We start from the raw sequence: 23,697 nt of genomic DNA on the forward strand, positions 1-23,697 counted from the left end.
TTCACGGAACTGTTCGACGAGTTCATCTCCTCCCCGCACCCGCGGGGGTCAGCCCGGGCAGGGTCTGCTCGACGCCGCCCGGGTGTCCTCCTCCCCCACCCGCGGGGGTCAGCCGGTGGGCCACCACGGCCCCGGCCCCGGCCTGCGTCGGTCGTGTGCTTGCCCCGGTCCAGCAGGCAGGCTTCCGTCGCATGCCGCCCATCCAGAGCCACTACCTGGCTTCCGCGGACGGGCCCTCACGGCTGGGCCGGGTCTGCTAGTTTCACCGTGCGCGAAGAACCGGTCACGCATGCGAGTCAGGCCGTCCGCAGCGGGCTCGCCGCCGGCTGCGGCTTCGCGGGGGCGCAGGTCGGGTGACAGGGGGACGGGAATCCATGAACGCGTACGCCGGCTCGGACGGCCCGGGCGGGCCTTACGCCGTTCCGTCGGCCACGTCATCGGGCGTGCCGTCGGTCGGGCAGACCTTCGGGGTCGACCCGGCGGACCTGGACACCGCGGCCAAAGCCGCGAAGGACACCGGCGAGGCGATGCCGAATGAGCTCAAGGCCGTTCACGAGCCCTCGGACACCGTGGTCTCCGCGATGTCGGGCTGGCGGGTCGGGGCGTCGCTGAAGAACTGTACGGCCGCGTGGGAACAGTGCCTGAAGAGCCTGGCCACGGAGGTCGACCAGGTCAGCATCAAGCTGAGCCAGACGGCGACCGACTACCGCAACGCCGACAAGAACAGCGCCGTCAGCCTCGCCCCGTACGGTGCGGGTGCGTCCCCGCAGGCGGGGAGCTGAGATGGTCACCCTCGCCCAGCTGCGCGACACCGACCTGTCCGGCCTGGTACCAGCGGCCACCGCGTACGACACCCTCTCCGGCAACTTCAACAAGCACGTCCAGACGATGCACCACGAGGTCGTCCGGCACCTCTACAGCGCGGGCTGGGTCGGCAACGCCGCCGGTGCCGCCAACGCCTCGCTGCAGCGCACCAGCGGGCGCCTGGACGCGGCGCACACCGAGATGTCGGCGGTCTCCGGGCTGCTGCGCGAGGCCCACGACAGCCTGCTGCTGGCCCAGCTCAAGCTGCAGGAGGCGCTGCAGGAGGCACGGAACCTGGGACTGACCGTCGCCGACGACGGGACGGTGACCTGGCCCGCACCGTCCAAGGCCGAGCAGAACGACCCGGGGTACAACATCCCAGAACAGGCGAAGGCGCTCGCGAACCGGATATCCGGCGCCGTCACGGAGGCCGACAGCGCCGACCAGAAGATCGCCGGGCTCCTGGACGCCCTGACCGAACGCGCCCGGAACGGCACCGGGCTGGAGGCCGACAAGGCCGCCGCCGACCTGAAGGCCGTCACCCAGCAGGGCGTCGACCTGATGTCGGCCGGGTTCCCGCCCGCCGGCGCCCCGGCCACGGAGGTCAACGCCTGGTGGAAGCGGCTCCCCCCGGACGAGCAGCAGCACCTCATCCAGACCTACCCGGACCTGCTGGGCATGCGCAACGGCATCCCGGCGGCGGCCCGCAACCAGGCCAACCGCCTCCAACTGGACCACCTGATCGACGTCTACTCGCACAAGCCCCACCTGACGGACGACGAGCAGCAGAAGCTCGACGGGTTCCGCGCGATCGACACCAAGCTGAAGACGTACGGGAGCCAGACGCCGCCGCTCTTCCTGCTCGGCGTCAGCGACGAGGGCCAGGGCCGCGGCATCCTGTCGTACGGCAACCCGGACACCGCGAAGAACGTCAGCGCGTACGTGCCCGGGCTGAGCACCACGCTCTCCGACGTCGCCAACATCGACGGCGACCGCGCCCGGAACGTGTGGCAGGCGACGGTGAACGCCGACGCCACCGCCTCGGCCGCCTCCATGGTCTGGCTCGGCTACGACGCCCCACCGGGTCTGGACAAGCTCGTCGGCGGTGACACCCGGCCGCTGGAGGTGATGAGCACCGACCGCGCCGTCAAGGGCGGCGCCGCGTACGACAAGTTCCTGGAGGGACTGCGCGCCACCCACGACGGTCCGCGCGCGCACCTGGTCGCCGTGGCCCACAGCTACGGCTCCACCACGGTGGGCATGGGCGCGCAGATGGCCGGCGGCACCGGCGCCGACGACATCGTCCTGATCGGCTCGCCCGGCACCGGCGCGCAGCGGGCCTCGCAGCTGAACGTCGACCCCGGCCACGTGTGGGTCGGCGACGCGGAGAGCGACCCCGTCAGCCACCTTCCGGCCGCGCCCCGCGCCGCCATGGGCGCCTTGTACCCCGTCATGGGGCCCCTCTCCAGCGACCTGTACGCGGCGGCCGGCGGCCAGCCCAACGAGCTGTGGTTCGGCCAGGACCCGGCCAGCAAGGAGTTCGGCGCCAACCGCTTCGCCGTCCCGGTCGGACTGCCCCAGGCCTCCCACTCCCAATACATGGTGAACCCGGACCCGAACGCCGGCCCGTACGACAGCGCGGTCTCGACTAACAACATCGGCCAGATCGTGGCCGGCAGGTACAACAACGTCACCAGGCAGGAACAGCGATGACCTCGACCCCGGGCAGCCCGCTGCCAAGGCGCCTGGCCGCGGCCACCGCACCCGTGGCGCTCGCGCTCGCCCTGACGGCGTGCGGCGTCGGCAGCGGCGCCGCAGGCCCCTCGCCGTCCGCCTCGCTGGTACCGCCCGAACAGGCCCTGCAACGCCTCGACGCCCTCCTCGACGACTCGCTCGCCCAGGTCCAGCCCCGCCCGCAGTACTGGGACGCCTGGCCCCACTCGACGGAGCAGGCCGGTGGGATCTCCGACCGCTCCCTGGGCTACGCCACCGCCACCCGCGACCGCTACATCATGACCAAGATCGCCCCGGCGAAGTACCCCACCCTGCTCGGGATGGTCGAGCAGGGCTGGAAGGCCAAGGGCTACACGGTCGCCACCCCGGCCGGCTCCGCCCTGCCCTCCCTGACCGCCCGGACCCCGGACGGCAGCAGCGTCACCATCACCATCCACGAGTTCGGCAACATCGACATCGGCGCGGCCGTGCCCCGCATCCCCGTCATCCGCGACCACGACCCCTTCGGCACCCCCACCCCCGACCCCGTCATGCCCAACGGGAACCTCGACATCCTCCCCAAGTACGACGACCCGTTCTGGTCGCACTGAACGTCGCCGATCAGCGGCGCCGGGCCTCGTCCCACCCCCTCATCCACCGAAAGCTCCGCTCATGACCCCCGACCAGGCCGTCCGAGCACTCGACGCGCTCCTCGACGAGGCGACGTCCACGATCCGCCCCCGCCTACGCCACCGGGACGGCAGGCCCCGCTCCACGGAACAGAGCGGCCCGGACGGCCGCTCCCTCGGCTACGCCGTGGCCACCCGCGACCGCCACATCATGACCAGGGTCTCGGCGGCCAAGTACGGCGCACTGCTGGGCGTCACCGAACGCGGCTGGCAGGCCAGGGGCTACCGGATCACCTCCGTCGACCCCGGCCAGCCCGCCATGTTCGCCACCACCGACGCCGGGTACGGCGTCTGCGCGCTCTTCGGCGCCGCCGGCAACATCACCTTCCAGGCCACCGTCGGCCCCATCCCGGTCATCCGCGACCGCGACCCCTTCGGCAGCTACGTCCCCGAGCCCACCCTGCCCAACGGCAACCCGGACATCCTTCCGCGGTACGACGACCCGTTCTGGTCCTACTGAACACCCGCCGCGTGCCCAACCACCTCCTGCCGTACCGTCACCGGCGTCGACCGATGGCATGGCACGATGGACGCGTTCTTTGACACCACAACAGCCCGCCGCCATGCTCGCCGTCTGACGGACCATCCCAAGTGGTCAAGAAATCGCAAAGGCGGTGCTGCGTCGCAGGTCAGAAAGCCTCCTCCCCACGCACGTGGGGGTCAGCCGCTGCGCCTGGCCGCGAGCAGCACCGCGTACTCCTCCTCCCCACGCACGTGGGGGTCAGCCGAGCCTGATTGCCGGCACCCAGCGGATGGACACCTCCTCCCCACGCACGTGGGGGTCAGCCGGTGAAGACCAGACCCGGGGGTCTGCGCGGGGGACTCCTCCCCACGCACGTGGGGGTCAGCCGGTGGTCCAGGCCGCCATCGCGGTGGCCGGCTACTCCTCCCCACGCACGTGGGGGTCAGCCGTCGCCGGGGCGCTTCCACGCCCACGCGGGGATCTCCTCCCCACGCACGTGGGGGTCAGCCGCGAGCAGGTGATCGTGTGCTGCCATCAGCAGGCTCCTCCCCACGCACGTGGGGGTCAGCCGCCGAAGCGTCCACCGGGCTGGATCCTCTGGCCCTCCTCCCCACGCACGTGGGGGTCAGCCGCCGTGGGCGGCGTACACCAACAAGAGCTACCTCTCCTCCCCACGCACGTGGGGGTCAGCCGAACGCGAACACCACCGTCACCGCTGACTCCCTCTCCTCCCCACGCACGTGGGGGTCAGCCGCGGGCGCGGGTCGTCTGCTCGGTCATCAGGTGCTCCTCCCCACGCACGTAGGGGTCAGCCGCCTCTTGTGGCCGTTACGCGGGCTGGCCCGGTCTCCTCCCCACGCACGTGGGGGTCAGCCGAGCCGACGGCCATTGGCGCGGGCCTCGTCGTACTCCTCCCCACGGATGCGGGGGTCAGCCGGCCTGGCCATCCTCGGTGTTGGACAGCCAGTCCTCCTCCCCACGCACGTGGGGGTCAGCCGCAGCGGGGTTGGGCGTATGGGCGGGCGCTGGACTCCTCCCCACGCACGTGGGGGTCAGCCGCGTTCCGCCTCGGCACGCGCCCATGACCCGTCCTCCTCCCCACGCACGTGGGGGTCAGCCGCCCGTCGATCAGGGCTTCAAGGTCGGACTGGGCTCCTCCCTACGCGCGTGGGGGGGGCAGCCGTTCTGGACGGCTCCGGCGAGCATGACGTTGTTCTCCTCCCCACGCACCTGGGGGCCACAGGGCACGCCTGGTGGCCGTGACGGTCATGCCCGGATCGGATGAGCAGGTCGGCATCGTCAAGCACCTCTTCGGGCGGCTCGGGGTGAGCGCGCCGGCCGGCGCCTACCGGGCCGGCGCCGACGTGAAGCCGGTGTCGGGCTTCCACCGCCGATGGCTTGGGAAGGTTCCGGCTCGCGAAGCCGACGCCGAGGCCTGGCAGTTGCTGCGGGACGCCTTCGCCGGCGGGGACGCGACGCTGCTCACGGGGGCACCGTTGAAGAATCCCGGCGTGCTCCTGGAGCGGGAACCGGACGTACGCATCGCCCGCTGGGTCGCGCAGGGCGGCTTCGCCAGCGACTGCGTCGTCCCGCCTGAACACCGTCTCCCCAAGTTCGAGGGACGCGATACCTGCCCGACGTTCAACTTCAACGGCGCTCCGGACGCCGCGTTGAAGCTGCTGGAATCGCCCCACGTCGGCGAGCGGGTGCTCGTCTCGAAGAACGTCTGCCACGGCGTCGTCCACGACGGCGCGATGCACGCCGCCCTGTCGGCGCGACGCCTCACACCGGGGATGGCGCTCGTGCGGGAAGGCATGGGGGGCTACCTGGCCAAACGCCGAGCCGGCAAGGCCTTCCACGACCCGCTCGCGGCGGCCGTGGCGCTCGACGAATCCGTCTGCGCGTTCCGCGAGGTCGAGGTGTACCGCGAACGCGGTGCCTGGGGTGCGCGTCCGGAGGCTGGCACCCGGACGCGGATCTCGGTCTCGGTCTCGGTCGACCACGCGCGATTTCTGGACGTCCTCACGGCTACCGGGTGACGGCACTCGCTCCGAGCGCGCTTGAAGGAGCCCGCTCCAGTACGCGCGCCCGGGTGAACGGCTCGGTGGAGGGCCCGGAAGCGGTGCTCGGCCAGGGCTGGGGGCCGATCGCCCGGTTTCGACAAGGACCGCTGCAAGAAGCGCAACATCGTCGAACGAGGGCCCACAACGGCAAGACGATCCTCCGCTGGGCGGAGAACAACAACGTCCACCTGTGCTTCACCCCGACCAACGCCTCCTGGGCGAATCCGATCGAGGCGCACCTCGGAGGAAGGCCGGTGGCGGATCTTCCGTAAGGCCGCCCTCGCCGGACAGTCCTTCGCCGGCCCCGACGAGATCACCCAGGCCACCCGCCTGGCCACCACACCGCTCAACACCCGTGCCAGAGGCTGGATCTGGGGCCGACCCGCCCCGCCCACCCGGATCCTGCGACGCCGCTACGTATACCGGCTTTACGGAACGCAGCACTGGCAACAGTGGTCCGACGAACTGGCGTCGCCACGTACACATACAACAGCTGCGGCCAACTCCCCGGTCATTGGCTGACGACCGTCGAACCGGGCCTCTCCAACCTGAGCACCATCTGCCCACCGCCCTACGAAGGTGCCTTGGAGGTCCGCCCGATCGTCAACGGGCCGGGATCTCCTGGCTAACGTATTCCCGCGGCGTGGAAGAACGCCCCTCGGCGGCTGTTGGGGCCAGCGCCAGGCCATTGCCTTGCCACCGCGACACCCCACGAGGTTCGCCTCGTTCGCACCGGGTGCAGCGAGGATCTGAAGTGGTAGCTGCGCAGCCTGCGGGCGAGCGTTGACGCTGTCCTGGAGAGACGTCGCATCCTCCGGGGCAGGCCCGAACGACAGCCAGTCCTCGATGGACGCCTCGACGGTGACACGGTAGGCGGGACGCTCGATCTCCCGCAGGCAGTCCCGGCTCGTTCGCTGAGCTTATGTGTGGTCATGACGCGCAGTCTCGAACCGAGCCGCTCTCCTCTGACACGCGTCCCCTATCTCTGGGCGCCGACGGCCGCCCGGGCTTCCTGGGCCGGTGCCGCCATGCCGTCGGAGAGGTGGCCCGGGCTTCGGTGGGGGTGTCCCTAGACCCTCGCTCTTGAACGGCGGCTGATCGCAGGTCCGGAGCAGTTGCCCGCCTTGCGCGAGCGGCGCTTCGCAGGAAAGCCTTGAGTCGATAAGTAAACGTACTAGCATCTCATCGCACCACAATGCTATAGATCGTCCCCATGACGATCAGGTCGATGCAGCAGGAACTGGCCGAGTTCGCGGCCGAACGGGACTGGGAGCAGTTCCATACACCCAAGAACCTCGCCATGGCCCTCAGCGGCGAGGCTGGCGAACTCCTCGAGTTGTTCCAGTGGCTGACGCCCGAGCAGTCGTCCGCAGTCATGGCGGACCCCGGGCGCGCGCAGCGGATCCGGGAAGAGGCGGCGGACGTCCTCGCCTACCTGCTGCGGTTCGCGGACGTCCTCGGCATCGACCTCGAGCAGGCCCTCACCGACAAGATCGCGGTCAACCGCGCCAAGTACCCGGTGCACCTCGCGCGCGGCCGGGCCGACAAGTACACCGAGCTGGGGGACTGACCGCCACATGCTCATCGTGCTGCAGCCGGCCGCGAGGTCGGACAAGAACGTCAACACGCACTACCTGGACACCATCGCCTCCCCGGTCGTCCTCGACGACCACGCAGACCTGCTCGCACCCGACGTCCGCGCACGCCTGCACCAGCTGTTCCCCGACGGCTCGGTCCAGATGTGGGGCGTCGTACCGGGCAAGAAGGAGGTCAACGTCTCCAGGGTCAAGAAGATGAACCCGGGGGACTTCGCGCTCTTCAGCGGCGACAAGAAGATCTACTTCGGCGGGACCATCGCCCTGATGTGGCGCAACGAGGCGTTGGCCGAACGCCTCTGGGGGCGGAACCACAACGGCCAGACCTGGGAGTACATGTACGCCCTCTCCGGTACCCAGGGCTTCGACATAGCCGTCGACGAGATACGCCGGCTCCTCGACTGGAACGCCAAGCGGAACATCATGGGCATCTCCGTCCTCGACCAGGACGAGAGCGATACCCTCCAGGCCTACCTCACCCTCGAGGCCTCCACCGCAGACACCGCCGACATCCCGGCCCCGGACCCGCAGACCGACGCCGAGGCCGCCACCGCCTTCGACGGTGAGCTCGAGCGCACGGCGACGCGCGCCTACCGGGGAGAGCAGGCCGCCCTCAAGCGTCACCTCCTGCCCGGCCCCACCGGGGAGTGCGCCCTGTGCGGCCGCACCCTGCCGGCGACCTTCCTGATAGCCGCCCACATCAAGAAGCGCGCCGTTTGCACCGACGACGAGAAGCGCGACTTCACGAACATCGCCATGCTCGCCTGCAGCCTCGGCTGCGACAGCCTCTACGAACGCGGCTACATCACCGTCAGCGACACCGGCCACATCCAGGTCAGCCCCCTCGCCCACACCATGCCCGGCGTCCACGACCACATCCAGCAGCACCTCACCGACCGTGCCGTGCCCTGGTGGACCCAGCAGCGCGAGCCCCACTTCCACTGGCACCGCACCCACACCTTCAAGCCCGACCCGCCGGCGTAGCAGCCCACCGAGCCTTGCCAGCCTCGGACGGCGGGGTTGATCCACGGCCTCGCGTCGGGTGTCCACGTGGCACGATGAGACGCGTTCCTTGACACCAGAACAGCTCGCCCAATCCGCTGTCTCGTCAGCCATCCAAGGTGGTCAAGAAATTGCAAAGGCCGCGCTACGCCGCAGGTCGGAAAGCCTCCTCCCCGCACCTGCGGGGGTCAGCCGACTCCCGCACCCAGCAGAGCGCCTACCAGGGCCTCCTCCCCGCACCCGCGGGGGTCAGCCGGACATCCAGGCCCGGTACGGACGCTTCGACTCCTCCTCCCCGCACCCGCGGGGGTCAGCCGCATCCCAGAGAGCGAAGGAGCGTCCCATGTCACTCCTCCCCGCACCCGCGGGGGTCAGCCGTGCTGCACTCCCGCTGCCCGCTGCCCGCTGCCCGCTGCTCTCCTCCCCGCACCCGCGGGGCTCCTCCCCGCACCCGCGGGGGTCAGCCGCCCTGACCAGACGGATCGTCGATGTCGACGGGCTCCTCCCCGCACCCGCGGGGGTCAGCCGATGGCGTGGACCGATGGAGACTGGAAGCTCACCTCCTCCCCGCACCCGCGGGGGTCGGCCAGACGACCGCCATGGAGGTGGCCGCCGACGCCGCTCCTCCCCGCACCCGCGGGGGTCAGCCGCGCCTGGACTGACAGGCAGTCCGGCTTGCCTTCTCCTCCCCGCACCTGCGGGGGTCAGCCGAGCGACGCCACGATCGCCTCGCTGACGCTGGCCTCCTCCCCGCACCTGCGGGGGTCAGCCGACGGGCGCTCTTGCCCGCCTCGACCGCAGCGGCTCCTCCCCGCACCTGCGGGGGTCAGCCGGCCTTCCGCGCCTTCCTGGAGTTCCGGGAGAGCTCCTCCCCGCACCTGCGGGGGTCAGCCGGCGTACATCCGGTATGCCTGTGCGCTGCACCCCTCCTCCCCGCACCTGCAGGGGTCAGCCGCCAGCGGCGACGGCCTCGGCCCACAGGTCGCACTCCTCCCCGCACCTGCGGGGGTCAGCCGGCTCCTGTGCCCGCGTGCTGGCAGGCCGTGGGCTCCTCCCCGCACCTGCGGGGGTCAGCCGCTGCCGCTGGAGCACGTCCAGCGCGCTCCCGGGCCTTGACGGCCCTTTCCGCGCTCATCCATCCCTATGGCCGGTCGCCGATCGGCACCAGGCTGCGGCGGTCGGGCCAGTCGGTCCCGCCTTCGATCCGGTGGGCAGGACCGGCCGCACCGCCGTACGACCGGCCCGGGGGGGTCGCTACTCGGTCGGAGGCGACACGGTGTTCGGTCCGGACGGCAGGTTGGACGGAGCGTCGATGATGCCACCGGAGTTCTCCTGATCGTTCTCCCCCGTCTCCTCCACCACCGGGATCCGGTCCAGCGGTGGCATCGGCGGATGGGACTTCTGCCGAGTCGGAGCCGCCGCTCCGCGGCGGCGGCCGGGCCAGCGGCCCTGACGTTCGGGTGGGACGACGGCGCTCATCGGGTGCCCTCTCGTGGTTCTGCGGGGCTCACCATCCTCGCGTGGGAGGCACTACTACCGCGGCGACCCCGCGTGCCAACGCGCCGCCGACAGGAGCGCGGCCACGGCCGCGAGCCCCGAGCGGGCTGTTCACGAGCGGAGCCGGCCAGGAAGGATCGCTTTCAGTACCTGGTCGGCCCTCTGCGCCCGTCCGAAACATCATGCCGTCAGCGCTCCGGCGGGGTGACCGTGTTCTCGGCCGCACGCTGTGAGGGCGAGGACTCCGCAGCCCGCTGTCGTGGTGTGCGCCCCCAGCGCTGCGGGATCGACGGAGAGCCGGGCGGCGATGTCGGTGGCGTAGCAGGTGTCGGGGATCCGAAGCTCCTCCTTCACCTGAAGATACCGGGCATGGAAAGCGTCGGAGTCGGAGGGGCTGACGCCCTCGAAGGCGTCGTCGGGGAAGCCGTCCTGGTGCGGCAGAAGGTAGCCGGATTCGGCCGGGTGCCCGGGGCCCTCGTCGCCGTCCTGCTCGGCGTTGTCGGCGTCGTAGTGACGAACGACCTCGCCATCCTCGGCGATGCACCAGGCGGTCCAGCCGTCCCCACAGCTCATCCCGTACCACTGGGCCGAGCCGAACCGTCGGCTGAGGGCGGCGCACCGCTCCCGCACCGTCTGGTCGAGGGCCTGATCCCGGTCGTCCGCGTCGTCGATGCGGTGGGTGCCCTGGGAGGAGTCGCCGAAGACCAGGGTCCAGCCGTCCAGGGCGGGGCTGACGAAGACGCGTGCGCAGGATTCGTGGGGCCGGGTCCGGCTCCAGTTGTGGTGGTCGTGGTTCCAGGCCGCAGCGCCGGTCCGGAGCGTGACCGGCCGGGGGTCGCCGAGGTCGAAGGCCTCCAGCACCGCGTTCTGGTCGGTGGTCGGCACCGCGTACCAGGACCCGCACAGGTGCATGCCCTCCGGCACCTCGGACAGCAGCTTGATCCTCGTCAGCCGCTCCCAAGCCGCCCGGTCCCAGGGGTCGAGGACCGCGGGACCGCCGATGGTCGCGATGGCCTCCAGCGCTCCGGCCCGCACCCTGGGCCCGGGCGCGGGCCGACGGCGCACCCGCTGCAGAGCTGGAAGGGCCTCGGGGCCGATCGCTTGAAAGGTCCAGACCGCTCGCTGTCGAACCTCCCGCTCCGGGTCTCCCAGCCGTGGGATCAGCCTGTCGACGAACCTCCCCGCCGCCTCGCCCTGGGTCCGGAAGGCGAAGAGCGCGTCGCCTCGGACGTCGGGATGTGAGTGCTCCAGCAGCGGCAGGTAGACCGCGTGGTCGTCCACTTCCAGCCGCCCCAGCGTCCATCCGACCCTCCTGGCGACCTCGGGCGTACCCGCCGCTACAGCCGCCCGTACAACCGGCAGGAGTGCGGGCTCGCCGATCCGGCACAGGACGTCCGCTGCGACGGCCCAGTCGACCGGTGACCGTTCGTCGCAGAGCAGCTCCAGCACGGCCGCCACCGCCCCTGCCCCCTGTTCCACGAGCGCGTCGCGAGACGCACGGGTGTCGTTCCAAGCGCCGGTGAGTTCCTCGGCCAGCGGGTTCTTGTCCATGGCGGGCACCGTAGCCGGGGGCAGTGACAACCGTCCCGGAGGGGACGGGGGCCGGTCCGTCCGAGGCCTGTGCGGAACGAGCCGTACGGCGGCACGGGTGTTCCGCCGCTCCGGAAAAAGCCGGATGACGCCCCGGTGTTGCCGCTCGGCTCGTTCCGCCCCGATATCAGGGGCGCGTGATGGAGCGCGCGTTCCCCCATGTCATGACACAACGCCAGGGTGGCCCGGTTGGCGGGCAGCGTCGTGTCGGCGACTGTGGGCGGCGAGATCGGCGAACCTCGTTCGGCACGTGCTCAGGTGAGAGATCTGTCATCACTCCGGACCTGAGCTTCAAAATCACACCGACTGGCCGAATCGCCAGTGCCCACCGACATCGTGAGCTACATGCCGGTGAATGGCTTCGTCATCCTCGGCACCGGCCGCCACACCGGCGATAGGTCCGGGCGTGAGGCGTAGCGGGCGCAGCGGCTCGCCCTCCCCCTGCGCCGCCTCGCGCTGCTCACCGGGTTCCTCACCGCCTTGCGAGGAGTCCGCGGACGGAACCGAAGCCGGATGTTCGACGCCTTCGCCCGCTGCCTCACGGCACGCCCGAAGTGGCTGCGCCGATGACGGCCTTCTCTCAGGGGGGCGGTCGGGACGCCCTGGGACCAACGCGCCAAACGCCATGTGCGGACCACAGCCCGATTCGACCTCGGCGACCGACACACCGCCGGCGCGCGCGGGCGTCCCGCACTGAAGGCTTCCCCGGAGGGGCGGGGCACAGCAACGGCGTAAGTCGAATCTGACGTGGCGTCATCTTCATGGCCGCCGGCGCTTCACGCACTCGAACTCCGGACGGCTGCGCGGTACCAGCACGTGCGATGATTCGCGAGCCCTTTGATACCTCAACAGCTCACACTCGATGCCGAGTTACTGGACGATAGCAAGCCAGTTCATGCAAAGAAATGGCAAAGCCGCCCCATCGTCCCAGGTCGCGAAGGGTCCTCCCCGCACCCGCGGGGGTCAGCCGTCGACCGAGACCTTCGAGGGCGCCCCGGTGTAGTCCTCCCCGCACCCGCGGGGGTCAGCCGGGCACCGTCCACGTCCAGATGGAAGCCAAGGAGTCCTCCCCGCACCCGCGGGGGTCAGCCGGACATCGCAGGTGCTCAAGTCCCTCGGCCTGCGTCCTCCCCGCACCCGCGGGGGTCAGCCGTCCCCCATCTCCCCCTGCTTCTCGGCCAGCTTGTCCTCCCCGCACCCGCGGGGGTCAGCCGATCTGGTTGTGGAGCGGGGCGCAGCCGGACGGGTCCTCCCCGCACCCGCGGGGGTCAGCCGTCGATCTCGTCATCGGTCTCCGGCGGCGTCCAGTCCTCCCCGCACCCGCGGGGGTCAGCCGCGGAAGCACGTCCTCACCCCCCGGTCGTACGCGTCCTCCCCGCACCCGCGGGGGTCAGCCGAAGCGGGACAAGTCCGCGACGTTCCCGCGCTGGTCCTCCCCGCACCCGCGGGGGCCAGCCGCGGTCGGCGGCGGCGGTGCGCTGCTGCTGTTCGTCCTCCCAGCAGCTCCGTCAGCGCTGTCTGCTCGATCCCAGGCACCTGCAGCACACGTCCCCTCACCTTGCCGGCGACCGGCGACCGGCGACCGGCGACCGGCGACCGGCGACCGGCGACCGGCGACCGGCGACCATGATGGCCGATGCATCGCCAGCCAAGGGAACCGACGCCTAAGGGAGGACCGAGCCAATTGCGACGTGTTGTACCGGGCTACCAAGCGCCTCGGATAAATCCGTTGGCACCGAGAGCCTCCAGATGACAAGACTGCACCGGTGAACACGCCGCCGCCGTTGCCCGGCTCGCTCCCTCTGCCAGTACCGGACCCACGCGCCCGCGATGTCGTTCTCGACTATGCGGGCATGGACGCCTTGGTGGCCGACCTGGTTCTGCCTGGCGACGCGTCGATGTACGTCATGAGCGCGATGGAGACGTCCCGTGAGCTCATCCGGCACTCCTACTACCGGTACGAGTTCGCCACCGTCGCCGTCACGCATTCCCTGTTCGCCCTGGAGCACGTCCTTGCCGGGCGTCTGGCCGTCAACGGACCGCTCCAGGACCTCATCGAGCGGGCCGGCGACGCGGGGCTCATCCCTGCCGAACTCGCTGCCGAGCTCGACCGCAGCCGAGTACTGCGCGACAGACTCACGCAGGGCGCCGTGACAAGTGCCGCTCTCGGCCCGGCCAGGGCCATCGCCCTGGTGCGTGCCGTCTTCGATACCGTCTCCCTGCTCCTTCGCCCACCAGCCACGGCAGAAGCGGCAGCCGTCGACATGAGCCGGGCACAGCCTGAGGACCGGCTCGCCCGGCTGTGGGAGGAACACCGGCGCGCCCTGTACCCCGACAGCTTCCGCGGTGTGGACATCGAGGGCGTGGAGCTGATCGTCCTGGACGCCGACGTCGCCGGCCTCGTCCAACGAGAGTTGAGCTGTGGGCTCGACGACCGTGGCATTGCCATGCTCTGGGCGTGCATCGCCGACCTCGACAAGGTCGTGCCCCTGATCAACTCGGAGTACTGCGTCTCCTACTTCGCGAGGCTTCGGACGATGGCCAAGCTCGCAGCAGCACGCTACATCCCCGCCGCGACCTGACCGGTGGAGTCGAAATCGGAGTCTCCCACGACCCCCGTCAGGGTGGGGCCTGGTCGCGTTCGATGATGCTCCCGGGGCGTCTGACGGTCGTGCCCGCGTCGTAGCGGGTGGCGGACCACTTGCTGTCCCTGTGTCCTCGCCGCACCCGCGGGGGTCAACCAGGAAGTACTCCGTCCACCCACGGTCAGAGGGGGTCCTCCCTGCGCCCGCAGGGGCGGTGCGTTCCGCGGACGCCGACCTGGCATGAAACTGCGGCCCGAAGCTGCCTCACTGAGGGGATCCTTCCCACCGCAGCAGCTCATCCCTGATCTGTGTACTGCGGCATCCAGCAGATCCTCCACCTCAGTTGACCGTTGGTATGCCATTGGATACGTTCCCTTGACGTGACGCAGCGTCAAAGCAGCGCGCTGCAGAGGGAGAGAGAGTGTCCATAGCCACGTTCACGAAGCCGATCACCACCGGCTTCCCGATCAAGCTCCTGGTCGTCCGCGAAGGGGTCATGGCCAACGCTGTCATCGACGGGGAGAACCTGCTCCACCTGGTCAACGACCCGGCGAAGGTCGAGGAGGACGCCAAGCGCGCCGCGAAGGCCGGCTACGAGGTCGACCCCTACGCCCGCATGCGCGCCGAGGTGCAGCGACCCATCGGCACTGCGGCCAGCAAGAAGGCGAAGAACGTCGGCGAGTACGCGGACTACATCGCAGCCGGCTTGCGGGGGGACTTCGACAGCGCTTGGTCGGTTCCGCAGATCACTCTCTGGTCCCCGCGTCCTCTGGCGCCGGACGAGAACGGCATCTGGCACCTGCCGATCCGGGACGGCCTGATCGCCCTCGACGCCGAAACTCAGGTCACGGCGCTGCACCGGATCAGGAAGAACCAGGCGGCGTACGGCTTGGAGGACTTCGACTTCGGCGACATGAAGCTCTCCGTCGAGATCTTCCACGGGATCAGTGTCATGGCCGCCCGGCAGATCTTCCACGACCGCAACCTCAAGGGCGTTCCGGTCGACAAGTCCCTGGCCATGTCGATGGACGGCCGCGACTTCGGCACCACGGTGACGCGCAAGCTGATGGAGTCGCTGAAGGTGCCGGCCGGCGAGACCACGGTTCCGCTGTCCGGCCTGATCCTCACCGGCAAGCGCCAGGTATCGGACAAGGCTCCCGAGTGGATGACGATGTCCGTCCTGCGGACTCTCATCTCCACGACCATGCTCGGCAAGGCCGGCATCCATGCCGCCTCGACGGGCATCGAGTACGAGGACATTCCTGCCGGCAGGAACAACGACCGCCCTGACCAGGCCGTTGTCCAGCGCGAGATCATGGAGACAGTCGGTACCTTCCTCGTGGAGAACGCCGAGTTCTTCCACGCCAAGACCGCCATCACCGCGCCCGCAGTCGTGGCAGGACTCGGCGCGACCATGAACCGCACCATGTCCTGGTCCACTGACCCGATGCCCGAGGGCATCACGCTCGACACCCTCCTGGCGAGCGTCCAGTGGGATCGTGAGGCGAAGTACTGGGGCGGTGTCGCGGCCAAGGTCACCGACAAGGGCGCGGTCAGCTGGGCCGGTGGGGCCCGCGACTCCGGCCACAAGGTCTACGACGCGCTGAACAACCCGGAGACCGAGACCGGCATGCAGATCCGCGGCCGCTTCTAGCCCACGGGCAACGGCGGCTCCTCCCCGATAGCAGTGGGGAGGACCCGCTCGGCGTCCTCGCACGCAGGCGGGTTCCCGACGGGCGTGGCTTTGCGCGGATCCAGACGGGGCTGCAGACGACAACCCCGTCCCACCGCGTCTGGGCGGTGGTGCGGTGCCTGCGCAGGGTGCGCTGCCACCTGCTCGGCGCCGAGAGATGCGACCCGCCGTAGGTCGCGCAAAGTCTCCTCGCCACACCTTCCCACCCCGATGGCCTGGGCGTCACAGCGCAGTGCAGCAAGCACACGTCCGAAGTAGCGGTCTCCGATGTCCCTCACCCCGGCTTCCCAGTACCGAACGGCTCGGGTGGTGACACCAACCCTCTCGGCGAACTCCTCGATGCTGAGTCCCGCAAGCTCGCGCCGGTGCCTCAGCCTGCTGGGCATGTCGATATCGGATGCCATGAGGTATAGAGGTATAGGAGAACGGGGGGAACTGTTCACTGCACCCGACGCAGCAGAAGGGTAATGAGACGAGTTGCCTCACAGCCCAAGGGCACCCACTGTCCCCACACAGGAAGCCCATCGGAGTGGGCCCACGCGCTCCGTCATCCCATCTGGCGCCCGAGCACGCCGAGATCGCTCGCTCGTGGACGAGGCCAGCACAGACGAGTCGGGCCGACAGGTGTCGAGCAGTCGACGATAGTGAGATGGTTTGCGGCCCGCGAGGCTTCCCCATCGAGGATGATGCTCGCCTTGACGCCAGTGGAGTTCAGGCAGTTCTCGACCTCCCCGAAGGTGATCGTCGGCCCGGATGCCTCGACTGCCTCGTCGCCCGAGACGTTGACGGTCGTCGCGTCCACGGGCGTACCAGCCGCGGCCGCGAGGGCTCCGAGCGGGCCCGACGAGTCGGCGGTAAGTGCCGACACCGGGAGTCGCGGCCGGCTTGTGATGATCCATGCGCGAAAAAGCTGTGGACCGGATCACGGTCGGCGCCTCTACGATTCCGGAAAGTTGACGACGGACTGCCCGTGCGCACCGGAGAGGGAAACCGTGACCGAGGTACTCGCAGCGTTGAGCCTTGTCGAGCGTGCCGTCTCGGCCGCCACGGCCCGGGCTCTGCCGCGTGAGCAGTCGAAGCGAGACCCTCTCGTCCGCCCCTCCGAGCACGCGGACTTCCAGTCGAACGTCGCCCTGTCGCTGGCCAAGGACGCCGGGATGCAGCCCCGGGAGCTGGCGCATGCGCTCCAGCGGGAACTGGGCGACGGTGCGGTGTCGTCGACCGTGTCCGGGCCGGGGTTCCTGAACCTGACGGTGGCCGACGCGCAGCTCTGGGGTCAGGTCGAGGCCCGACTCGCGGACCACCGGCTCGGCCTCGGCCTGCCGCTGGCCGGTACGCGGACCGTCGTCGACTACTCGGCGCCGAACATCGCCGAGGAGATGCACGTCGGTCACCTGCGCACGACCGTGATCGGCGACTCGCTGGTCCGGGTACTGACGTTCCTGGGCGGCGATGTCGTCCGGCAGAACCACCTGGGTGACTGGGGCACGCAGTTCGGCATGCTGATCCAGTACATCGACGAGCATCCCGAGGTGCAGTGGCGAGGCTGCGGGACAGGCTCCGGCGCGGGCGAGCAGGTCTCGGTTCTCGACGGCCTCTACCGGGCGGCACGGCAGACGTTCGACGCCGACCCCGCGTTCGTCGAGCGGGCGCGGCAGCGGGTGGTGGCGCTCCAGTCCGGCGACGAGGCGACTCTGACCATGTGGCGCGAGCTGGTCGAGGTGTCCACGAAAGCCTTCCAGCAACTCTACGACCGGCTCGGGGTCCTGCTCACCGAGCAGGACCCCGCCGGAGAGTCGACGTACAACCCCTTCCTCGACGAGGTCGTCGCGGAACTGGTCGAGGCCGGCATCGCGGTGGCCAGCGAAAGCGCGCTGTGCGTGTTCTTCGACGACCTCATCGGTCCGGAGGACGAGCCGGTGCCGCTGATCATCCGTAAGAAGGACGGCGGCTACGGGTACGCCGCCACCGACCTGGCCACCATCCGGTACCGCGTCCAGAAACTAGAAGCCCACCGGATCCTGTACGTCGTCGACGCTCGGCAGGCGCTGCACTTCCAGATGGTCTTCGCCACCGCTCGGCGGGCCGGGTGCCTCACCGACGACGTCGAGGCCATCCACGTGCCGTTCGGGACCGTGATGGGCCCCGGCGGCACGCCGTTCAAGACCCGCTCCGGCGGCACCGTGCGGCTCTCCGAACTGCTGGACGCCGCCCTCGAGGGCGTCCGCGAGGCGATGGCCGACAAGCCGCACGACCTGACGGGCGACGCATTGGAGCAAGTGATCCAGGCGGCCGGGATCGGCGCGGTCAAGTACGCCGACCTGTCCACCTCCCGGGCGAAGAACTACGTCTTCGATACCGCCCAGATGGTCTCACTTCAGGGCAACACCGGCGTCTACATGCAGTACGCCCACGCCCGGGTCCGCACCATCCTCAGCAAGGCCCCCAAGGAAGCCCTGGAACATCCGATCGACACCACGCTGCCGCCGCACCCGGCGGAGCGAGCGCTGATCCTGCTGCTGGACGGATTCGACGCCACCATCCGCGAGGTCGCCCAGGAGCTAGAGCCGCACCGGCTGTGCGGTTACCTGTTCATGCTGGCGAAGTCCCTCACCGACTTCTACGGAGCCTGCCCTGGTCCTCAAGGCGGAGACACCGGCCCGCCGGGCAAACCGGTTGGCACTGTGCCGACTGACCGCGGAGACGCTGGCCCGGGGCCTCGACCTGCTCGGCGTCCAGGCGCCAAACCGGATGTAGTGACAACCACCGCCGCGCCAGCACAATGCCACCCGGGTCCGCTTCCGCCGACGGCCTCTGACCAACTGCACGCCCGCGTCCGCGCATTGCGGCGGCCCGGGTTGGAGGTGTCCGATGTCCGAGGTTGATGAGCCGATTCACGCTCTCCTCGCAGACCTGTCGCAGCTGCCCGCAGAAGGGACACTGGTCGATCTCGGCTGCGGCGCCGGACCGACGCTCACCGCGCTGTCGCGCCGCCACCCGCGGGCACGACTCGTCGGTCTGGACCGCTCAGCGGCGGCACTCTCGACCGCCCGGACCCGCCTGACCGAACATGGTCGAGGCGTACAGCTCGTCCAGGCAGACCTGCGGCGACCCCTTCCCCTAGCCGGTGGTTGCGCCGACACGGTCGTGTCCTACAACGTACTCGAGTGCCTCACCGACCCTGCGGAGCTCGTTCGCAAGGCCGTTCGACTCCTCAAGGTCGAAGGCACCCTGGTGCTCGCGCACGTCGACTTCGACTCGATCATGGTGGCCGGTCCGCCGGCTGACCTGGACCGGCGGGTGTGCCACGCCTTCACCGACGATCGCCAACCGTGGATGGACCACGCGAACGGCCGCATCGGTCGCGCACTGCCCGGCCTGGTCGCCGCCGCCGGGCTGACCCTGCAGCGCACCGAGACACTCACGACCGCCTCGACGGTACTCACCGGCCACGCCGAACGTCGACTGGACGACATGCGCAGAGCACTGCTGGGCTCAGCTGCACGCGGCACGATGACGGTCACCGCAGCCGAGGTGACGGACTGGCACACGGCCGTGCAAGCCGCGGCCCGCGATGGGCGCTTCTTCTTCTCCGAGACGGTAGTGGTGACCGTGGGCCGGTTGACCTGAACTCTTCCGGCCCACCGGACAGCGCTGCCTGTTCCCGACGGTCAGGCGCTCGCCGAGCACCGGGGCCGCGCGCGTCGGTGCCGGCTGCGCTCGACATCCACCTGCGATGTGACAACTCACTTGGGACGTAGGTCGAGTGTGTACCGCAGCGCGGGAATGGTGAAGCCCGTGATGGGTCCCAAGACGTCCTTGTGAGTCCCGGCGCAGTCCGGTTGGATATCCGCTGTGAACGAGCGATTGCGCTCCGCAATCGCCCAGCGCGGTGTGCCACCTGCGGCACTCGCAACGGTCTGCGAGGTGGACCCCAAGACCGTGACCCGTTGGTTAGGCGGTCGCGTACCCCATGCCCGTCACCGGTGGACTGTTGCACGCCACCTCCAGGTGGATGAAACCTTCCTCTGGCGGAGCCCCGCCCCCGGGCCGCACAGGTCACCGGTCCCGATGCCGGCCTCGTGGCCATCAAGCCCGATCGTGCCAGCGTCCCGCGGGAGATGTGGCTCTCCCTGCTGCTCGAGGCAGAGCAGGGCATCGACGTGCTGGTGTTCTCGGGGACGTTCTTCGCCCAGTCGAACCCGCGCATCGCCACGATGCTGGCGCAGTGCGCGGTGGCCGGGGTGAAGGTCCGGCTGTGCTCCGGTGACCCGCACGGCCGCGCGGTGGCGATCCGCGGACGTGAGGAGGGCATCGGCGACGCCCTCGCAGCGAAGATCGGTGCCTCGCTGACCTACTACCGGCCGCTGCTGGGCACGCCCGGCTGCGAGATCCGCCTGCACGACACCACGTTGTACAACTCACTGTTCCGCTATGACGACGACCTGTTGGTCAACCCGCACGTTTGGGGTCAGCCGGCGTCCGCGAACCCGCTGCTGCACCTTCAGAAGGACGGCGGGCTGGGCTGGTTCGACCGCTACGCTTCGAGCTTCGACGCGGTCTGGGACTCCGCCCGGCCGTGGACCAACGACGCACAGGGGAGCCAGTCTCATGGCCGGCAGGACTGAGTACTACGGCGATCCGGACGCACCGGCCGCGAACTCGCTGGTCCCTGCGAGCAACCTGCTCGTGCAGAACGAGGCCGGCGAGATCCTGCTGCAGCGCCGACGCGACACTGGGCAGTGGGCGCTGCCCGGCGGTAAGCAGGACATCGGCGAGTCCGCCGCCGACTGCGCGGTGCGCGAGTGCGAGGAGGAGACCGGGATCAAGGCGGAGATCACCGGTCTCCTCGGGGTCTACTCCAATCCGGAGCACATCGTCGTCTACAGCAGCAACGGTGAGGCGCGCCAGCAGTTCGAGGTGGCGTACATCGGCCGCCCGGTCGGTGGTACCCCGACGATCAACGATGAGGCCGACGGTGTGCGCTGGGTGCGGCCGGGCGACCTGGACGAGTACGACATCCACCCGAGCATGCGCCAGCAGATCGGCCACTACCTCAGCGGTCGCTACCCCTACCTCGGCTGACTCGCGGCGGGCCGGTCGAATTCGACCGCGCCCGTCGAAGAACAATACGCCGCTGGCGGTACGCGGCTGGGCTACGACCTCAGGGGGCGGGGAGTCGCTCATAGTGCCGACGGTAGCCAGGGGAGCAGAGCGGTGGCCGAGGCCGAGGGACGAAGTGGCGCTGACCTGGCGGGAAGTCAGTTCCTGGACGAACAGGGCTGGGTGGGTTCTTCGAGGAAGCCGACCCAGCCGCGTCGTCATCCCGCTGCCGGCTCCCAGCCGTAGCGGCACCGCTGGTCGTGGCCCCTCGATGATGTCAACCTCGCCCTGGACAGGCACCGAGTTCAGAGGGTGAGCGAGATCCCTCGTCGAGCAGCGAACGCATCGAAGTGGTCGAGTGGCAGGACCGCGTTCCGGGATTCAGCGGTGTGGCCCGACGGGTTGCGGAAGGCAACCACCCCGGCGTGGTGGCCCGTGACGAGCACCAGGTGTCCGCCGCGTGCAGGTGCTGGGCGGTCGGGGCGACGGATCTCCTTGTGGACGGAGGCCATCACGAGGTGGCCGCGGTCGAGTTCAGCGAGGAGTCGGTCCGGGGTGAGGTCGGTGATGATCTCCGATTTGAGGCCGTGGTTGGCGAGGGCGTACTCGGTGAACGGCTGGTAGTAGAGCCCACCGACGCTGCCGTCGTCCTGCTGGACGTAGCCGCCGTAGGCGAGGCAGCCGTCCAGGAGGTCGAACAGGGTGGGCGCGTGTCCGTCGCGGGCGAAGAGGGCCATCTGGAGACAGGCCATGCCGCAGACGCGGGTGGACCAGTAGGCGTAGGCGTCCCTGTCGGGGGCTCCCGTGGTGGCCCAGTTGTCGTCGTCGCCGGGCGGGTGGCCCTCGTAAGCGATGGCGTTGATCAGGGCCGGGGTGGCGTACTGGGTGATCAGCGGGATCGGGTGGCGCTTGGGGTGGTCAGGCAAGGGCCGGTTCCTTCCGGGGTGGCGGGGTGGCCACGAGTCGGTGGAAGGCATCCAGGTCGACCGAGCCACCGGAGAGGATCACGCCCACGGGGCCGGGCCGCAGGTCGAGGCCGGCCAGGGCCGCGAGTGCAACGGCTCCGGAGGGTTCGGTCACCACCTTGAGGTACTTGAACGCCCAGCCCATAGCCTGCACGATCTGGGCGTCCGTCACGGTGATGACGCCGTCGAGCAGGGTCTTGTTGATCTCCCAGGGCAGGGCGGCCGGGGTGGTGTGGCGGAGGCCGTCCGCGATGGTGTCGGGTACGGCGGGCAGCTCCGCGATCCGCTCGGCGCGGAGGGAGGCCGCGGTGTCGGCCGCGGTCTCGGGCTCGACGCCGATCACCTTGATGCGCGGGTTGATGTGCTTGGCTGCGACGGCGGTGCCGGCGGCGAGGCCGCCACCGCCCACGGGGACCAGGATCGTGGTCAACACGGGGGCCTGCCAGAGCAGCTCCAGTGCGGCGGTGCCCGCTCCGGCCATCACTGCCAGGGCGTCGGCGGACGGCACGACAGCGAGGCCTTGGTCCAGGGCCAGCCAGGAGACGATGGCATCGCGGTCGTCGCGCTGCCGGTGGTAGGCGACGACCTCGGCGCCGAGAGAACGGGCACCGTCCACCTTGCCCTGGGGCGCGTCGTGCGGGACGACGACGGTGACCGGGACGGACAGCAGCTGGCCCGCGAGGGCGAGCGCCTGGGCGTGGTTGCCGGACGAGGCGCCGATCACCCCGTGGCGGCGCTCGCGCGGGCTCAGGGCCGCCAGGGCGTTGTAGGCGCCGCGGAACTTGAACGAGCCGGTGCGCTGGAGGGCTTCGGCCTTGCAGACCACGCTCCGCCCGGCGATCTCGTCCAGCGTCGGGTGGGAGAGCACCGGGGTGGAGGTGGCGACACCGCGCAGACGGCGCTGGGCGTCGTAGATGTCGTCCGCCGACAGCGGCAGTTCGGCGACGTTCACGGGCGGTACCCGTCGGTGTGGACGGTGGCGAGGATGGTCGCGATGAGGCGGTCGTAGCTGATTCCGGCAGCGGCGGCCATGGTGGCGAGGTTGCCGTGCGTGGAGAGGCCGGGCAGCGTGTTGATCTCCAGCCAGTGGACCTCGCCGGTCGGGGTGACGAGGAAGTCCGATCGCGAGTAGCCCGAGCAGTTCAGCAGCTGGTGGGCGCGGATGGCCGCGCGGGAGATGGTGGCGAGGGCGGCGCCCGGGAGTTGGGCGGGGCAGCGGTAGCGGTGGCCGGCCGGGTTGCGCTTGGCCTTGTAGTCGTAGAACTCGGCGGTGGTCGGGAGGGTCTCCAGCGGCGGGAGCGTGACCAGAGCGCCGTCCTGCTCCAGCACGCCGCAGGTGACGGCGGTGCCCTCCTTGAACGGTTCGATGAACCACTCGCCGCCCCGGGTGTCGTGGGTGAGCGTGGTGGTGAGCGAGTTCAGATCGCGGAAGACGCGCATGCCGATGGAGCCGCCTTCGGAGGTCGGCTTGAGGATGACGGGCAGGCCGAACTCGTCGGCGCAGGTCCGAGCGACCTCCTGGGCGTCCTCCGTGCCGCGCAGGGGGAGATGCGGGAGAACGGTGACGCCGCCGGCGAGGACGAGGATCTTGGCCGTGGGCTTGTGCATCGCGACGGCGCTGGCCAGGACCCCGGAGCCGGTGTACGGGACGCCGAGGCTGTCGAGGAGGCCCTGCAGTTTGCCGTCCTCGGCCCACTGGCCGGCGATGGCGAGGAAGGCGACGTCGGCCTCGCGGACGCGGTCGGCGAAGTCCTTGTCGGTGGGGTCGAGGACGAAGTGCGGCAGGCCCTGGCGGACCAGCGACTCGCGAACGGCCTCGCCGGAGATCAGCGAGCGGTCGCGTTCGCCGGAGCGGCCACCGGTGACGAGGGCGATACGACGTTCAGCTGGAGACATGCTCATCTTCCTTTTGTCACAGTCTAGTTCGGAATGCGC

General features: G+C 70.0%; 19 protein-coding genes, 2 pseudogenes and 4 CRISPR repeat arrays (1 of these 25 only partly in view). Of the genes and pseudogenes, 14 read left to right on the forward strand and 7 right to left on the reverse strand.

Going from position 1 to position 23,697, the window contains the following annotated elements:
- A CRISPR array of direct repeats spans nt 1–115; the repeat unit is 29 nt (it extends 340 nt beyond the left edge of the window).
- Between the two features lie 259 nt (nt 116–374).
- The 8 genes and pseudogenes from ACZ47G_RS21405 to ACZ47G_RS21440 all read left to right on the forward strand — a co-directional run bounded on the left by ACZ47G_RS21405 (nt 375) and on the right by ACZ47G_RS21440 (nt 8,311).
- Nucleotides 375–782, forward strand: a complete 408-nt coding sequence (locus tag ACZ47G_RS21405) for a WXG100 family type VII secretion target (RefSeq protein ID WP_465744864.1) — start codon at nt 375–377, stop codon at nt 780–782.
- A 1-nt stretch (nt 783) separates the two neighbouring features.
- The gene (locus tag ACZ47G_RS21410; RefSeq protein ID WP_465744866.1) at nt 784–2,517 is read left to right on the forward strand and encodes an alpha/beta hydrolase; all 1,734 of its coding nucleotides are present in this window, start codon (nt 784–786) and stop codon (nt 2,515–2,517) included.
- A complete protein-coding gene (locus tag ACZ47G_RS21415; RefSeq protein WP_465744868.1) occupies nt 2,514–3,128 on the forward strand; it encodes a hypothetical protein in 615 nt (204 codons plus the stop codon). The genes ACZ47G_RS21410 and ACZ47G_RS21415 overlap by 4 nt, the downstream gene beginning before the upstream one ends.
- Before the next feature lie 61 nt (nt 3,129–3,189).
- The gene (locus ACZ47G_RS21420) at nt 3,190–3,666 is read left to right on the forward strand and encodes a hypothetical protein (protein ID WP_465744870.1); all 477 of its coding nucleotides are present in this window, start codon (nt 3,190–3,192) and stop codon (nt 3,664–3,666) included.
- A gap of 178 nt (nt 3,667–3,844) precedes the next feature.
- Nucleotides 3,845–4,790: a CRISPR direct-repeat array (repeat unit 30 nt; unit sequence CTCCTCCCCACGCACGTGGGGGTCAGCCGC).
- A gap of 132 nt (nt 4,791–4,922) precedes the next feature.
- Entirely contained in the window at nt 4,923–5,708 is a 786-nt protein-coding gene (locus ACZ47G_RS21425; protein WP_465744872.1) for a nucleoside hydrolase, read from the forward strand.
- Nucleotides 5,709–5,887: 179 nt separating this feature from the next.
- Nucleotides 5,888–5,977: pseudogene (locus tag ACZ47G_RS21430) on the forward strand (transposase); the annotation flags it as partial.
- A gap of 968 nt (nt 5,978–6,945) precedes the next feature.
- Nucleotides 6,946–7,302 (forward strand): nucleotide pyrophosphohydrolase, encoded by a 357-nt coding sequence (locus ACZ47G_RS21435; protein ID WP_465744874.1) that lies wholly within the window; start codon nt 6,946–6,948, stop codon nt 7,300–7,302.
- A 7-nt stretch (nt 7,303–7,309) separates the two neighbouring features.
- The gene (locus tag ACZ47G_RS21440) at nt 7,310–8,311 is read left to right on the forward strand and encodes a hypothetical protein (protein ID WP_465744876.1); all 1,002 of its coding nucleotides are present in this window, start codon (nt 7,310–7,312) and stop codon (nt 8,309–8,311) included.
- Between the two features lie 184 nt (nt 8,312–8,495).
- A CRISPR array of direct repeats spans nt 8,496–9,406; the repeat unit is 29 nt; unit sequence CTCCTCCCCGCACCCGCGGGGGTCAGCCG.
- A 177-nt stretch (nt 9,407–9,583) separates the two neighbouring features.
- Here ACZ47G_RS21440 and ACZ47G_RS21445 read toward each other — a convergent pair.
- Both ACZ47G_RS21445 and ACZ47G_RS21450 read right to left on the reverse strand, forming a co-directional pair.
- Nucleotides 9,584–9,715, reverse strand: a complete 132-nt coding sequence (locus ACZ47G_RS21445) for a hypothetical protein (RefSeq protein ID WP_465744878.1) — start codon at nt 9,713–9,715, stop codon at nt 9,584–9,586.
- A 291-nt stretch (nt 9,716–10,006) separates the two neighbouring features.
- A complete protein-coding gene (locus ACZ47G_RS21450) occupies nt 10,007–11,377 on the reverse strand; it encodes a HEAT repeat domain-containing protein (RefSeq protein WP_465744880.1) in 1,371 nt (456 codons plus the stop codon).
- Nucleotides 11,378–12,357: 980 nt separating this feature from the next.
- A CRISPR array of direct repeats spans nt 12,358–12,874; the repeat unit is 29 nt; unit sequence GTCCTCCCCGCACCCGCGGGGGTCAGCCG.
- A 395-nt stretch (nt 12,875–13,269) separates the two neighbouring features.
- Between ACZ47G_RS21450 and ACZ47G_RS21455 the strand changes: the two genes are divergently transcribed.
- Both ACZ47G_RS21455 and ACZ47G_RS21460 read left to right on the forward strand, forming a co-directional pair.
- Complete coding sequence (locus tag ACZ47G_RS21455) at nt 13,270–13,998, forward strand: hypothetical protein (RefSeq protein ID WP_465744882.1); 729 nt, start codon at nt 13,270–13,272, stop codon at nt 13,996–13,998.
- A gap of 424 nt (nt 13,999–14,422) precedes the next feature.
- Entirely contained in the window at nt 14,423–15,655 is a 1,233-nt protein-coding gene (locus tag ACZ47G_RS21460) for a DNA sulfur modification protein DndB (RefSeq protein ID WP_465744884.1), read from the forward strand.
- Here ACZ47G_RS21460 and ACZ47G_RS21465 read toward each other — a convergent pair.
- Together ACZ47G_RS21465 and ACZ47G_RS21470 are read right to left on the reverse strand one after the other, a co-directional pair.
- Entirely contained in the window at nt 15,652–16,098 is a 447-nt protein-coding gene (locus ACZ47G_RS21465) for a helix-turn-helix domain-containing protein (protein WP_465744886.1), read from the reverse strand. The two genes, ACZ47G_RS21460 and ACZ47G_RS21465, sit on opposite strands and share 4 nt — an antisense overlap.
- 143 nt (nt 16,099–16,241) lie before the next feature.
- Entirely contained in the window at nt 16,242–16,496 is a 255-nt protein-coding gene (locus tag ACZ47G_RS21470) for a hypothetical protein (protein WP_465744888.1), read from the reverse strand.
- Between the two features lie 190 nt (nt 16,497–16,686).
- Here ACZ47G_RS21470 and argS point away from each other — a divergent pair.
- The 4 genes and pseudogenes from argS to ACZ47G_RS21490 all read left to right on the forward strand — a co-directional run bounded on the left by argS (nt 16,687) and on the right by ACZ47G_RS21490 (nt 20,779).
- Nucleotides 16,687–18,451: pseudogene (gene argS / locus ACZ47G_RS21475) on the forward strand (arginine--tRNA ligase).
- A gap of 114 nt (nt 18,452–18,565) precedes the next feature.
- Nucleotides 18,566–19,324, forward strand: a complete 759-nt coding sequence (locus ACZ47G_RS21480) for a methyltransferase domain-containing protein (protein ID WP_465744890.1) — start codon at nt 18,566–18,568, stop codon at nt 19,322–19,324.
- Nucleotides 19,325–19,776: 452 nt separating this feature from the next.
- Complete coding sequence (locus ACZ47G_RS21485; RefSeq protein ID WP_465744892.1) at nt 19,777–20,322, forward strand: XRE family transcriptional regulator; 546 nt, start codon at nt 19,777–19,779, stop codon at nt 20,320–20,322.
- Nucleotides 20,306–20,779 (forward strand): NUDIX hydrolase, encoded by a 474-nt coding sequence (locus ACZ47G_RS21490; protein ID WP_380334378.1) that lies wholly within the window; start codon nt 20,306–20,308, stop codon nt 20,777–20,779. The genes ACZ47G_RS21485 and ACZ47G_RS21490 overlap by 17 nt, the downstream gene beginning before the upstream one ends.
- 323 nt (nt 20,780–21,102) lie before the next feature.
- On the opposite strand, the gene ACZ47G_RS21495 is transcribed toward ACZ47G_RS21490, so the two are convergent.
- From ACZ47G_RS21495 to ACZ47G_RS21505, 3 genes are read right to left on the reverse strand one after another with little or no spacing between them, the layout of a single operon-like run.
- On the reverse strand, nt 21,103–21,723 hold the full coding sequence (locus ACZ47G_RS21495) for a C39 family peptidase (RefSeq protein ID WP_465744895.1): 621 nt from the start codon (nt 21,721–21,723) through the stop codon (nt 21,103–21,105).
- A complete protein-coding gene (locus tag ACZ47G_RS21500) occupies nt 21,716–22,714 on the reverse strand; it encodes a threonine ammonia-lyase (RefSeq protein ID WP_465744897.1) in 999 nt (332 codons plus the stop codon). Before ACZ47G_RS21500 ends, ACZ47G_RS21495 begins: the two co-directional genes overlap by 8 nt.
- On the reverse strand, nt 22,711–23,658 hold the full coding sequence (locus tag ACZ47G_RS21505; RefSeq protein ID WP_465744899.1) for a D-alanine--D-alanine ligase family protein: 948 nt from the start codon (nt 23,656–23,658) through the stop codon (nt 22,711–22,713). Before ACZ47G_RS21505 ends, ACZ47G_RS21500 begins: the two co-directional genes overlap by 4 nt.
- Nucleotides 23,659–23,697 lie beyond the last annotated feature (39 nt).

It is taken from the genome of Kitasatospora sp. NPDC030952, from assembly GCF_055571335.1.